The sequence below is a fragment of the Bradyrhizobium sp. BR 10261 genome, from assembly GCF_019455395.1.
Lineage (GTDB): Bacteria > Pseudomonadota > Alphaproteobacteria > Rhizobiales > Xanthobacteraceae > Bradyrhizobium > Bradyrhizobium manausense.
In genome coordinates this window covers 223998-237824 of the sequence record NZ_JACOFQ010000009.1, presented here as the reverse complement: position 1 = coordinate 237824, position 13827 = coordinate 223998, and the positions used below count along the sequence as shown (strand labels likewise).

General features: G+C 62.1%; 10 protein-coding genes. 4 read left to right on the top strand and 6 right to left on the bottom strand.

The genetic code is table 11. The features are described 5' to 3' along the window. Positions 1-40: 40 nt before the first annotated feature. From HYH07_RS13325 to HYH07_RS13300, 6 genes are all read right to left on the bottom strand, one after another. The gene (locus HYH07_RS13325) at positions 41-1807 is read right to left on the bottom strand and encodes a phospholipase D-like domain-containing protein (RefSeq protein WP_220002919.1); all 1767 of its coding nucleotides are present in this window, start codon (positions 1805-1807) and stop codon (positions 41-43) included. Between the two features lie 138 nt (positions 1808-1945). Further along, the gene (locus HYH07_RS13320) at positions 1946-2626 is read right to left on the bottom strand and encodes a DUF2278 family protein (protein ID WP_220002918.1); all 681 of its coding nucleotides are present in this window, start codon (positions 2624-2626) and stop codon (positions 1946-1948) included. Between the two features lie 58 nt (positions 2627-2684). Then, positions 2685-4547 carry a GMC family oxidoreductase gene (locus HYH07_RS13315; RefSeq protein WP_220002917.1) on the bottom strand — a complete coding sequence of 621 codons (1863 nt, stop codon included), beginning with the start codon at positions 4545-4547 and terminating at the stop codon, positions 2685-2687. Positions 4548-4596: 49 nt separating this feature from the next. Further along, on the bottom strand, positions 4597-5199 hold the full coding sequence (locus HYH07_RS13310; protein WP_220002916.1) for a hypothetical protein: 603 nt from the start codon (positions 5197-5199) through the stop codon (positions 4597-4599). 679 nt (positions 5200-5878) lie between these two features. Next, a complete protein-coding gene (gene rhaI, locus HYH07_RS13305; RefSeq protein WP_220002915.1) occupies positions 5879-7177 on the bottom strand; it encodes an L-rhamnose catabolism isomerase in 1299 nt (432 codons plus the stop codon). Further along, the gene (locus HYH07_RS13300; RefSeq protein WP_220002914.1) at positions 7174-9270 is read right to left on the bottom strand and encodes a bifunctional rhamnulose-1-phosphate aldolase/short-chain dehydrogenase; all 2097 of its coding nucleotides are present in this window, start codon (positions 9268-9270) and stop codon (positions 7174-7176) included. Before HYH07_RS13300 ends, rhaI begins: the two co-directional genes overlap by 4 nt. A 184-nt stretch (positions 9271-9454) precedes the next feature. Between HYH07_RS13300 and HYH07_RS13295 the strand changes: the two genes are divergently transcribed. The 4 genes from HYH07_RS13295 to HYH07_RS13280 are packed head-to-tail and all read left to right on the top strand — an operon-like array spanning position 9455 to position 13783. Next, positions 9455-10267, top strand: coding sequence for a DeoR/GlpR family DNA-binding transcription regulator (locus HYH07_RS13295; RefSeq protein ID WP_220002913.1), 813 nt, complete (start codon positions 9455-9457; stop codon positions 10265-10267). Between the two features lie 2 nt (positions 10268-10269). Then, entirely contained in the window at positions 10270-11811 is a 1542-nt protein-coding gene (locus tag HYH07_RS13290) for a sugar ABC transporter ATP-binding protein (RefSeq protein WP_220002912.1), read from the top strand. Further along, on the top strand, positions 11808-12794 hold the full coding sequence (locus tag HYH07_RS13285; RefSeq protein WP_220002911.1) for an ABC transporter permease: 987 nt from the start codon (positions 11808-11810) through the stop codon (positions 12792-12794). Before HYH07_RS13290 ends, HYH07_RS13285 begins: the two co-directional genes overlap by 4 nt. Continuing rightward, complete coding sequence (locus HYH07_RS13280; RefSeq protein WP_220002910.1) at positions 12791-13783, top strand: ABC transporter permease; 993 nt, start codon at positions 12791-12793, stop codon at positions 13781-13783. The genes HYH07_RS13285 and HYH07_RS13280 overlap by 4 nt, the downstream gene beginning before the upstream one ends. Positions 13784-13827: the final 44 nt, after the last annotated feature.

Here is a 13827-nt window from a genome sequence, read left to right as displayed (position 1 = left end):
GCGCGTCGTATCGGCGTCTCGCGGCGTTGACCACGTCCCGCTAATGCGCCGTTCGTCTCCCCCCGGCATTCGCTTTGCGTGTCGCGCTTCGTTTGCCGGAGCCCTTCCCACCCGCTCCCTTCTTGCGTCCGCCGCCAGCCGACGCGGCCAAGGCCGGTTTGGCTTTCTTCCAATCGGAGAGGAAGATCGTCTCGAAGTACTTGGCGATGCCAGCGTGTTCGAGGATGACGCCGGCGTCGCGATTGCTCTGGACGCCGGACGGCGAAAAGTTCTGGCTGCTGACCACGGCGATCCGGGAGTCGATCACGAAGCCCTTGTTGTGCACGTCAGGCTGCAGGCTGATATTCGCCGTCAGGTCGACGCCTGTCGTTTTCATCTTTTCGACCCACGGCAGCCCCCATCGGGCACTCTCGATCAGCCTGACCTTCTTGCCTTCCGCGATCTTGTTCGCGATTGCCTGGAGCAGCTGCTCGTACAGGCTTCCGTCTCCCTTGGACGATTCAATGTATTGAAGCTGGATGTCGATCGACGTCTTGGCGTTCTCGATCAGATTCATGATGTTCGTGAGATATTGCGGGTGACCACCGGGCAGCAGGTCAGGTGTCAACAACGGCGTGATCGCAAGCGCGCTGTTGGGGAAGGTCTTGGCCGCAACCGGCTTCTTCTTCGCTTGCGCGGGCGTGATGGGCGGCGGATTTGCGTGCGCGGCCTTCTTGGCGCGGGCGTCAGCGATCGCCGTTTCGACGGCAACCGCATTCGGGGCTTGATGCAGGATGGCCTGCCCGTAATCGTAGTTCAGGTAATAGGCGAAGAGCTGCGCAAGAGCCTTGTCCTCGATGATGACGTGCCAGTCGCGATCTTCGGTCACCGGCCGCGGCAGAGCGGGATTCGGCTCATTGCTGTTGTTCAGGTTGCCGCTCGACAGCCAGAACCGCTGGTCGTCCTGGACGATCACCTTGATATGGTAGGCAAAGGGAAACATGAACGCGGTCACAAACGGGTCCTTGTCGTTCAGGGCCCAGGCGATCTTGGCGCGGCCCCCGAGGCCCGCCCTGAGATCCTGCACGGTCACGGAGTCGAGCTGGTCGCGCGTCTCGTTGGGCGCAGGGTCATCGAGAACCATCTGCAACGTCTTTTGACCCGCGAGGTCAGCCAGGAAATCGGCGAGCAGGGACCCTGAGGTGAAGTCATACATCCCCACCACAAGTGAATGCTGCGTCGCGGTCAAAAACTTCGACAGGGTTACGTAGCCTGCATCCGGACTCACCGCCACAGTGATCGTGGTGTTGAGCTGGCGTCGATCGAGCGCGGGAGCCCCGGCCGGCGGTGAATATTGCAGCGCTTGCTTGGTCGCGTGCGCGGAGATCGCCTCATGGATGGTCGGTTGCGTCGTCCTGGACTGCGCGAATGCCGTCTGCGTGTCGCTGGCGGGATCGTCGAGCAGCTTTCCGCTCGGCATTTCGCGCTCCAGCGGCCAGGTCGGTGCTTTTTCCTCCGGCCGCGCGTGGAGCTCGCTCAGGAACGCCGCCGCAGGGTCGACGACGCGGAGACGTTGATGCGCGCTGGCCTCGCGCACGTCGACGGGGAATTTTCCGAGCTTCGTCGGCAGTAGATCGCCACGGGCGATATCGGCGGGGCTCTTCTTGGTATGCACGGTTACGACGATAGCCTGCTTGCCGGTCAACTGATTACCCGCGATCTCGAAGCCGGGCCGGACCGTCAGCACTCCCGGCTTGCGCAACTTTGCCAGGTTCTTCCGAATGGTTTGGTCGATCTCCTGCGCCGCAAATCTACCGGCCGTCTTCATAGTGCACGTCCTCGCGAATGACTGAGCTGCGGCGTTGACCAACTTCCTTGAGCGCCAGAGGTTTGATGCTCTCGGGGATACCCGAGAGCACAGCAAATTGATGATGCCGAAAAGACCGCCTGTGCCCGAGCCGCACGCCTAACCGATTGGGTCGCCGGTGTGATCATCCGTCTGAAGAGATTGAGTCTGGAAGCGCACAAAGAGGGCAACAATTTCCTGGCCGCTGTTGAAAGACAAGAACAGCGCCCCGTCGCCGTGAACCCGGTTGTCACTCGCGAATTGCCCGCGATTGCCTTGCATCATGTGAATGTCATGAATCCCCCTCTCGGGTTGAAAGCCAAAATACTTATCGACCTGTCCCGCGTCCTCGAAAAATTCGCCAAAAGCCACCACCATGGCGCTCGGATCCGCTTTCGCCCGTTCAATATTGGCATCGAGCAGGTTCTTGAGCGAAACGCCGCTGCCCGCCGGAGGAATCGGCTGCATCGCATCGACCGGGAAGAGATCGTCGCGCAGATAGTCGAGGCCCCCCGAGCCAGACGGGCCGGTACGCAGCGCCTGAAAGCCGGGATCGCCGTTGAGATAGGGCGCGAGGTCCAACGTACCGGCTTGCTGGAATTGGTCGTCAAAATAAGCCAGCACCTCGCTCTGATCGACCGACCTGACATTGACGGCGATCCGATAGTCCCCCCCGCCATCCACCCTGATCTCGTAGTGGGGGGAAGCTCCATCCGGGCTCTCAAAGCCGTCCACGACCGAGCCGACCAGGACACCATAGTGACGCACCGCGCCTGGCGGCTTCCTGCGCTTATGAGGCATTGCAGCTCTCCGCTCCAAATGATGCAGTCAGCGAATCAAATCGCAGACGTCCAGGGTCTCAACTGCCCGATCTAAGCTGCCTCTCGATCGAATCGGCCGCTCGAAGCGCCAGAGCTGCGACAGTCGACGTCGGATTGGCATTCGCCCCAGTCGGAAAGACGCTGCTGCCGACAACGAACAGGTTGGGGTGGTCAAATGCCCTGCATTCAGGATCCACGACGGCTTTCGTTCGATCCGTCCCCATCCGGGTCGTCCCCATGATGTGACCGGAGCCGAGGAACAGCTTGAAGGTCGGCTGGTCGTCCATCATGAAGCGGTGCGTGACACCAATATGATCGAAGACCTTGTTGTGGAACTGGATGATCTTGTGGAAGCAGCGCTCGACATAGCCGCCGTCATTGTCGAAGACCTTGTAGGCGATCTGCGGTCGCTCAAGACCGAGATCGTCTTTCTTGTCAGCAGGGGCAAGGCTCACCCTGTTTTCGAGAATGGGTAGCTGCTCGCATGCGCTATTCAGCGTGATCTGGTGGGTCGCATGCTTTGCCAGCGTCTCCTTCAGCTTTGTTCCCGCATAGCCGAAATCCCTCACGAGGTTGACGATACTCCCCGGCAACCAATCGCCCTGCGCCGTCGAAGGAAACCGACCGCTCCCGCGCGGCCAGCTCGCGATGGTGGAGGCCCAGCCATCGTTCTTGATCGAGCATTTGAAGGACGCGTAGACCTCACGGAATGCACCGTCGCGGAAACCCTCGATGTGCGAGGTGGTCTGCGGTCCCCTGTAGGGAAAGACGGGCGCTTTCGCCAGCGCAAACGACTGCTTCATGGGATGATCCATGAGGTAGCCGCCCAGGACCGGACCGCAGGAGCGCGCCGCATTCGAGCGCAACAGGATCATCGGATTTTCGATGCCGTGAGCCGCCAGCACAACGATGCGACCTGTCGCGTAACCTTCCGAGAGGACGGCCCTCCTGCCGTTCTCCTCCGGCTTGGTGGAATCCTCCTGCCAGACCCAGTTCAAATAGTGGACGCCGACCACCCGCTTTCCCTCGCCGTCGAAATCGAGATTGCGAACGACAGCCTGTTTTCGCAGCGTTGCTCCGGCGCGAAGGGCTTTCTCGACATGAAACACCGCTTCATACCGAGCCTTGATCGGGCATAGCGGCACGCAAGACGTCCGGCCGTCGCAAACCGGGCGGCCGTCATACGGTTGCGAGTTGATCGCATGCGGAACGGGTGTCGGCCGCAGCGAGATCATTTCCCGCTTCATCGGCATGGGAGCCCCTTCGAGCCGCGCATCCATGTACTCGTCGTCAATAACTTCCTTGAACTGCTGATCGACGTAGCTCTGCGCCAGCGGGGGCATCGGGTAAGGCTTGCTCATCGGGTTGTGGAAGCGAGGCCTCCTGAAGTCGTCCATGCTTCCCGATACGCCCATCTCCTCCTCGGCCCGAACGTAGTAAGGCTCGATGTCTGAATAGCCGATGGGCCAATCCACGGCTTGCTTCACGTGATAGGTGCTGTTGAGCTTGAAATCAGTCGGCAGCATGCGGACATAGATCGCCTGCCAATGCCAGGTCGTTCCTCCGACGATCCGCTCGTAGAAGCTCTTGAACATGTCCCCGGAATACTGCGGCGGATAATAGAGATAGTTCGACGTATCCGGCGCATTCGTATTGCGAGGATCCGGCTGCGTGGCAAGGATGTTGTCGCCGCAATACGGACTGTCCGTCGCCTTGGACGTCGAAGCCGCGTAGGCGGACAACAGCTCATAACGGCCAATCGATTCGCGTGCGACGCCGCCGGCTTCCAGGATCAGGACTCGAAGTTGCTTTCGCGCAAGCTGATTCGCGATGAGCGCGCCGCTCACTCCTGAGCCAACGATAATGACGTCGTATTCGGGTTGAGAAATCCTGGTCGCCATGCACTCCCCCTTCGCTCGGAAAATCTGCAGGCCGTTAATGCAATCGTGACTAGGCCAGACGAGGGGCCTTGGCCCAGTAATTTGGCTGGAAGGGCTTCATCGGCATCATCGGTGCATGCGCACCAATGACCTTCCAAATTATTCCTTGCTCGTATTGATCAGTCGTGCCGTAGACCCACGCGGGACCGACGGTCGTATTCAGGAAGAATGCGGACAGATACCAAAGATAGATCAGCTGCTCCGCAGCGGCCCGAATATCCTTGTTGTTCATGATGGCGTCCGCGGTCTCGGCATTCGCCGCAATCAGCTTGCGAACATCGATCGCCGGGACGTTTAATTTGGCCAATCGCACGAGATACTCGCGTCCAAGGCGAACATCCTGCAGCGTCGCAAGCGGCATGCCCGTGAGCGTTCGCGAGACCTTCATGAAATCGGAAAGCAGGTCGTCGAGATCGTCCCCCAGGGCCTGTTCAGGAGCCGAGACATGGCACTGAGCCTCGCCCTCCTCCCAGATGTTTGCCTGGACCGCCGGGGCCAGGAAAGCGTTTCCGGCCACGGCAAGGCCCGTTATCGCCACGCCCTGCAGCAGATGTCTTCGATCGATCGCAATGACGGAATGGCTGGGCGGTACGTCTGAAGCAGATCGGCTCATTGCAATGCCTCCGCCAAAACAGACTGGAAAATGAGAAAATCAATCCGCTTACGCAAGTTACTCTTGACAGGGTATTCAACGCAAGAGCGAGGTTCGCTCAATCGGCCTTTTTCATCGCCCACACGTTACACGGGTGAAGCCCGAGGTGCTAACGTTGACTACAACACACCATTCCTGTCACTTCGATGGTGAAGTAGGCCACAGTTTGAAGCGTATTTTTTACGTTCTGCCTTGCATGCACGCCGGTTCGAAAAGGCAAACTTCAACGCTCGGACGGATCCGATCAAAGTTGATTTGGTTGATAGGACAGGCAGCATGACCGATGCAATGCAAGGAGTTCAACCATTCGTTGCATTGGCAATGTCGGTCTTTAGAGATGGGATGGCGGCTGAACTCTCGTTCTCATCGCGTGTTCGCCTCAGCGAAATTCGGGTTGCGAGTTAGCACCCAGCCAGATTGGACCGACGCATGAAGGCGCCCAAAACAGAGGTCCGATGCGACGCGTGTAGCGGCGCAGGATCTCAGCCGGCGAAGCACTCGAAAAGACCAGGGCGGCGCACGCTCCCGCCCAAGTGCAAGAAACGTGGCGGCAGGGGGCGAATCCCTGCCGAACTCCGGCTTGGAATGATCCCTCCCGCCAAGCCGCGCTTGGCCTTCCTGAAATCGAGAGATCACCTTCCTAGACGATGCCTGCCGAAGTTCCGCCAGCGCTGGGACGTTCGCTCGCCTTTCTCGCCCGGTACCTGGACGCGCGATAGGCGGCAATTGGTGCGATAGCCCCGCCGGCCCGCATGCGGGCGACAGCAAGGAGCGGCGAGACATCGGTGGTGAAGGCACGTTTCAATTCGAGATGCGCGCCGAGCGCATCGTTCGCCTCCTGCGCCGCTTCAAGGGCGGCGCGATCGACGATCAGAGCCTGTGCATAGGCGCGCTGCAACTCGATTGCCGATTGCATCAGGCTCTCGATCGGATCGGTCACATTGTGCGACTGATCGATCATATAAGCGGGCGCGAAGCCTTCCACTTTGCGACGCTCGGCGTCGATCAGCTCGTTGAAAACAAGAAACAGCCGGAACGGCTCGACCGAGCCGCTGTCGAGATCGTCATCGCCATATTTTGAATCATTGAAGTGAAAGCCGGCGAGCTTCCCGAAGCGAACGAGCCGAGCCACGACCTGCTCGATATTAACGTTCGGCGCATGATGGCCAAGATCGACAAGGCAATGCGCCTTGGGCCCGAGCTCCTGCGCGACCGCAAGACTCGTGCCCCAGTCCGAAATTACGGTCGAATAGAACGCCGGCTCGTAAAGCTTGTGCTCGAGGAACACCCGCCAGTCGGCGGGCAGTGCCGCGACGATCTCATGCATCGCGTCGATGTAGCGGTCGAGCGCCTTGGTCAGATTGGACTGACCGGCAAAGTTCGAGCCGTCGGCGATCCAGACGGTCAGCGCCTTCGAGCCGAGCTTACGGCCGATCTCGATACATTCGACGTTGTGGGCGACGGCCTGCGCGCGCACCCGCGAATCGGTATGCGAGAGCGAGCCGAATTTGTACGAAAGCTCCTGGCCCGGCTGATCCTGGAAGGTGTTCGAGTTCACCGCGTCGAAGGCCAGACCGTGACCCGCGGCCTGTTCGTACAGGGCGGCATAGTCGTCAACCTTGTCCCACGGAAAGTGCGGCGAGATCGTCGGAGTTGCCCGCGCCAATTGCTGGATCACGGCGCAATCGTCGATTTTCTCGACGACATTGCGCGGCTCACCCGGCCCCGGAAAGCGGGCAAATCGCGTCCCCCCAGTGCCGACGCCCCAGGTCGGAATAGCGACGCCGAAGGCCATGACCTTCTGCACCAGAACGTCCGCATCGATCCCGTGCCGCGCCAGCGCGCGCTTCAGGGCGTCATAGTCTTCGCTGATCGCGCGTTCGAGCCGCGCATTGTGCTCGGCGATGAAATCCGCGCTGATCGAGAACGGGGCGCTCATCGCGTGAAGGCCTGGGCGTTGCCGGCATCAATATTGAGAATGTTGCCGGTCGACTTTGCCGAAAGGTCGGACGCGAAGAAGTAGACGCCCTCGGCGATGTCCTCGGGGAAGACCGACAGTTTGAGCATCGAGCGCTGGCGGTAGACTTCCTCAAGTTGGTCCTCCGCAACCTTGTTGGACGCCGCGCGTTGCTGGCGCCATTCGCCCTCCCAGATCTTCGAGCCGCGCAGCACCGCGTCCGGGTTGACCGTGTTGACGCGGATGCCATGCGCGGCGCCTTCCAGCGCCAGGCAGCGGGCGAGATGGATCTCCGACGCCTTGGCGGCGCAATAGGCCGAGGCGCCGGCCGATGCGGCAAGGCCGTTCTTCGAGGCCACGAAGATGATGGCGCCGCCGATGTTCTGGCGCTGCATCAGCCGGAAGGCCTCGCGCGAAACCAGGAAATAACCTGTGGCGAGAATGTCCATGTTCTTCTGCCATAGCCCAAGACTCGTATCCTCGACAGGTGAGGCCGAGGCGATTCCCGCATTCGAGACGACGATATCGACGCCGCCAAAGGCGCGCGCGGCCTCTTCGAACGAGGCGACGACCGCCGCCTCGTCGGTCACATCGAGTTTCACGCCGATCGCCGCATCGCGGCCATGGCGCTTCGTGATCGCCGTAACACGCTCGTTCAGCGCGCTCTCGTCGATATCCGCAATGATGAGGCAAGCGCCGTCGCCGAGCAGCCGCTCCGCGGTTGCCCCGCCAATGCCGCCGGCACCGCCGGTCACATAGGCGATCCGCCCGGCGAGCGATTTCGGCTTGGGCATGCGCTGGAGCTTGGCCTCCTCCAGCAGCCAGTATTCGATGTTGAAAGCTTCCTGTTCGGCAAGGCCGACATAGGCGCTGACGCCGGAGGCGCCGCGCATGACGTTGATCGCGTTGACGTAAAACTCGGCCGCAACGCGCGCCGTCGCCTTGTCCTTGGCAAAGGTGAACATGCCTACACCCGGCACGAGATACACCACCGCGTTGGGATCGCGCATGGCCGGCGAGTCAGGACGTTTGCAGCGCTCGTAATAGGCGGTGTAGTCGCGCCTGTAAGCTGCGAGGACCTCGTCAAGGCCGGCGATCACCTCACCGAGATTGTCGCGGGCGGGATCATAGGGCAGCAGCAAGGGGCGGATCTTGGTGCGAAGAAAATGATCCGGACAGGAGGTGCCGAGCGGCGCCAGCTTCGTCAGCGCGCTGGAGTTGACGAATTCCAGCACCTCCGGCGCATCGGTGAAATGGCCGATCTTGCGCTCATCCGCGGAGATCTTGCCACGGATCAGCGGCATCAGCCTCGCCGCGATCGCCCGGCGCCTGTCCGGTGCGGCCGTCTGGACCTTGGCGCCGCCGAAAGCCGGCTTCTGCTCGTGTGCGGCGAGCCAATCGGCGGCCTGCTGAATCACGCGCAAGGTCATCTCGTAACAGGCCTTCGACGTCTCGGCCCAGGTAAAGAGCCCGTGCCCGCCGAGAACCACGCCTACGTAGTCGGGATGGCGCACAGCCATCTCGCCGAGCTTCAAGCCGAGATCGAAGCCGGGCCGCTGCCACGGCAGGAAGCCGAGCTTGCCGCCGAACACCTCGCGGGTGAGACGCTCGGCGTCTTCAGAGGCGGCAATGGCGATGACCGCATCAGCATGGACATGATCGACGTGCCGGTGCGGCACGAAGGCGTGCAAGGGCGTATCGATCGACGTCGCGCGCGGATTGAGATCGAAGGTGCAGTGATTGAACATGGCGACCATCTCGTCCTCATGAGCGAGGCCGCGATAGAGGCCTTTCAGACCCTCCAGCTTGTCGAGATACAGCGTCGAAAAGCCGTCGCGCTTCATCGAGCCGATGTCGCCGCCGGAGCCTTTGACCCAGAGCACGCGCACGCTCTCGCGCGTCAGCGGATCCTTCATCTCGATCTTGGCCGAGGTGTTGCCGCCGCCGAAATTGGTGATGCGTAGATCGGCCCCGAGCAGGTTCGAGCGGTACAGCAGTTGACCGGCTTCATCGAGCCCGGCAGCGAACGCGTCGTCCCAAAGATTTGGCAGGGGCGTGGCCGCAACCTCGCTCATGACGCATCCTCCCTGTGCTTGATCTTCGAGCAGCTTAGGCCAGGGATTCAATCAAGGTCAATCACCGGCACTCAGAGCCGCGACGCAATATGATTGATGCAGCGCGATATTGAGCGAACATGACGGTTTGCAGTTGACCACCGGGCGAGAGCGTGACCTATTTACGAGTAAAAGGGAGGGCGACGTGCACGAGCGGGAACGCTGGCAGGTCATCAAGGCATTGTTGCGCGAGCGGTCGCTCGTGCGCATCGCCGACGCTTGTCGCGCGACCGGAGTCTCCGAGGCCTCCATACGGCGCGATTTCGCCAGGCTCGCCGAGCAAGGCGTCGCGATCAGGGTGCACGGCGGGTTAGAAGCGCTGCCGGACACCGTCAGCGCACCCAGCGACGTCCTCTCTCTTGCCACCCGCTCCTTCGACGTCAGCCAGACGCTCAACATCGATGCCAAGCGCGCCATCGCGAAAGCGGCCGTCGCCCTCTGCGCCGATGGCGACACCATCATCATCAATGGCGGCACGACCACCTATCAGATGGGCGAGTATCTGCGCGAGCGCCGCCTGAAGGTCTTGACTAATTCCTATCTGCTCGCCGACGCACTGATCCACACGTCGAAATGCCGCGTCGCCTTGCCGGGCGGCGAGGTCTACCGTGAGCAGGGCATGATCGTCTCGCCCTTCGACGAGGACGCGATCCAGCATTATTCGGCGACACGAATGTTCATGAGTGCGATCTCGATCGGACCGCTCGGCGTGATCGAGGGCGATCCCCTGCTCGCCCGCGCCGAATCGAAACTGTTGAAACGTGCCGACAAGCTGATCGTGCTCGCAGATTGCTCGAAGTTCGTCTCGCGCGGCAGCCTTGTCGTCTGCACGCTCTCGCGCATCGACACGCTGATCACCGATTCCGACGCGCCAAACGACGCACTCGACATGCTGCGCGGACACGGTGTCCGCGTCGTAATCGTCGATGCGAGCGCTCAAACCACTGCGGCGGCGTGACCATGACAACGGACCCGCATCGTGAAGCTCCAACCGCACCGCTCCTGTCGGTGCGTGCGATCGAAAAGTCTTTTCCAGGCGTGCGGGCCCTGTCCGGCGTCTCGTTCGAGGCCGCCAGGGGCGAGGTCCACGCCTTGCTCGGCGAGAACGGCGCTGGCAAGTCGACGCTGATCAAGATCATCTCCGGCGTATTCCCGCCCGACCGCGGCGAGGTGCTCGTGGATGGCAGGCCGGTCGACCTTGCGCGGCCGGACGATGCCAGGCGCGCCGGCATTGCCACGATCTATCAAGAGCTGTTGCTGTTCCCGGAGCTTACGGTCGCCGAGAATATCTTCATGGGTCACGCGCCGCGCGCGGGCCTTGGCCGGATCGACTGGCGGGCGATGCACGAGAAGACCAATGCCCTGCTCGCCTCACTCGAGATTCATGATCTGCAAGCCGACCGTGTCGTCGGCTCCCTCAGTGTCGGCAATCGCCAGCGCGTCGAGATTCTGCGCGCGCTGTCGCAGGACGCGCGCATCCTGATTATGGACGAGCCGACCGCGGCTCTGACCGAGTACGACGTGACGCGCCTGTTCGACATCGTGCGCAAGCTCAAAGGCCGCGGTGTCGCTGTGGTCTATATTAGCCATCGGCTCGACGAGATTTTCGCAATCGCCGATCGGGTCACCGTGCTGCGCGATGGCGCACATGTCGCAACCAGGCGCGTCGCGGACACGGACACAGCCGAGCTCGTGCAATTGATGGTCGGCCGCAGGATCGAAAGCCTGTTCCCGAAGGTCACGGTTCCGATCGGAAAGCCGGTGCTGGAGGTGAAGGGCCTCGAACGACGGCCGCTGACGAGGAGCGTCTCGCTCACGGTGCGGGCCGGCGAGATCGTCGGCCTGGCCGGCCTCGTCGGCTCCGGTCGCAGCGAGCTCGCACAAACCATTTTTGGCGTCACGCCGGCCGATGGCGGCGAGATCCGGATCGACGGACGGCAAGCCGACATTCGCTCACCGGGCCAGGCGCGGTCGCTGGGGATCGCCTACGTTCCCGAGGATCGCGGCACGCAAGGCCTGGTGCGGCCGATGACGGTGCGCGAGAACTTCAGCCTCGCCGCGCTGGGCAAGGTCGCGTTCGGCGGCTTCATCGATCGCGGCGCCGAGCGCAAGCTCGCCGGCGATGGCGTCAAGCGCTTTGCCGTCAAGACGAGCTCGCTCGAGCAGGTCGCGGGCAAGCTCTCCGGTGGCAATCAACAGAAGATCGTGCTCGGCAAATGGCTCGCCAATGGGCCGAAGCTGTTGATCCTCGACGAGCCCACGCGCGGCATCGACGTCGGCGCCAAGGCGGAGATCCATCGATTGATGGGCGAACTTGCGGCCCAGGGCCTCGCCATCCTGATGATTTCGAGCGAGCTGCCGGAGGTGCTCGGCATGAGCGACCGCGTGCTCGTGATGCGCGAAGGCCGTATCGTTGCCGAATTCCCGCGCGAAGAAGCGACGCAGGAGTCGGTCGGCGCAGCGATGATGGGCAGCCATGAAAACGCGGAGAAAGCGGCATGACGGCGGTCACCCTGGTCAGCGCCGAGGTTAATCCGCGGCGGCGGCTGAAGGTGCTCGCCTCGCAGGAGGCCTTGCTCGCGATCGCGGTGATCGGCCTTGCCATCGCGGTCGGCCTTTACAATCCGCGCTTTCTGGCGGCACGCAACCTTTCCGACGTGCTGCTAGGCAACGCCTATATCGCTGTCGCCGCAGTCGGCATGTCGATGGTGATCGTATCTGGCAACATCGATATTTCCGTCGGCGCGCTGATCGGCGTCCTGGCGACGATCAGCGGCACGCTCGCCGTGAACGGCGCGCCGATCGTGGTCGCCTGGCTGGCAGCACTCGTTGCCGGCGTCGCGGTGATGGCCTTGCAGGGCGTCATCATCGCCTATCTGCGCATTCCCGCGATCGTGGTGACGCTCGGCATGCTGTCGATCCTCAAGGGCGGCCTGATCAGCGTCACCGGAGGCAAATGGATCACCGACCTGCCCGATAGCTTCCATCTCGCCGATATCGAGCTCTTCGGCATGCTGCCGTTTCCGGTCTTTCTCATGATCGCGGTGACGATCCTGGCCGCGCTATGGATGCGCTATTCGGCCTCGGGCCGCGCGATCTACGCCGTTGGCGGCAACGCCGAAGCGGCGCGGCTGTGTGGCATTTCGCAGCCGCGGACGATCGTGATGGTCTTCGCACTGCATGGCTTGTTCGCCGGAGCTGCCGCCCTGCTGTACGCGACGCAACTGCGCGTCATCCAGTCGACCGTGCCGCCCAATCTCGAGCTAACGATCATCACTGCATCCGTCGTCGGAGGCGTCAGCATTCTTGGCGGCGTCGGCACAGTCGTCGGTTCGACCCTTGCGGCCGTCCTGATCGCCGAGATTGCCAGCGCCCTGGTCTTCATCGACGTCTCGCCCTACTGGATTCGCGCGGTGCAGGGCGTTCTCATCCTCGTGACCGTGATCGCCGACATTCTGCGGCGCCGGCGCATGGCCGGAGCATGAGCGCCATGAGCGAGATCCCCCTCCCCCAAGCCGCCAAGCGCGTCATGCCCTGGTGGCTGCTGCGCCACGAGACCATGCTCGCGGTGATCTTGCTCGTCGCGCTGATCGGGCTCGGGGGCATGAACAGCCGCTTCCTCACTCTCGACAATCTTCTCAACCAGGGCAGGCTGACGACCGAGGTCGGGCTCATCGCGCTGCCGATGACCTTCATCATCATTACCGGCGGCATCGATCTGTCGGTGGGCTCGATCGTCGGGCTCTGCGCGATCCTGCTCGGCTACTCCTGGAAGGTATTCGGCTTTCCCCTGCCGCTGGCGATCGGCTTCTCGCTGTTCATCGGCGCCGTGGCGGGGTTCCTCAACGGAATCGTCATCACCAGAGTGAAAGTGCCGCCGCTGATCATGACCATTGCGACCCTCGCCCTCTACCGCGGCCTCGCCGAGGGGATCAGCCAGGCGCGTTCGGTGCGCGGCTACCCGGAATGGTTCTACTTCATCGGACAGGAAAATCTCTTCGGCGTGCCGGCGCAGCTCTGGCTCTTGCTGATTGCAATCGTGGTGACGGCAATCGTTCTTGACCGCACAACGTTCGGCCGGACGCTCTATGCGATCGGCAACAATGAGACTGCGGCGCGCTTTTCCGGGTTGCCGGTCGATCGCGTCAAGCTGATCATCTACACTCTATCGGGTTTGATGGCCGGCCTTTCCGCGTGCGTTCTCGTCTCCCGCGTGACCACGACCCGCTCGGACATGGGGATCGGCTATGAGCTGGACGTGATCGCGGCGGTCGTGCTCGGCGGCACCAGCATATTCGGCGGCATTGGCACCATCTGGGGTACCGTGGTGGGCCTCGCGATGATCCAGCTGTTGAAAAACGGCCTGGCCCTGACCGGCGTCAAGGGCGACGCGACGATCGTCGTCATCGGCACGGTCCTCATCCTTTCAACTCTTGTGGCGAGTTCGCTCCAGCGGAGACGCGAGGGCGTTTGACGGCGTGTCTAGCCGCAAAAAGCGGCATCAAAATGGGAGGAAAA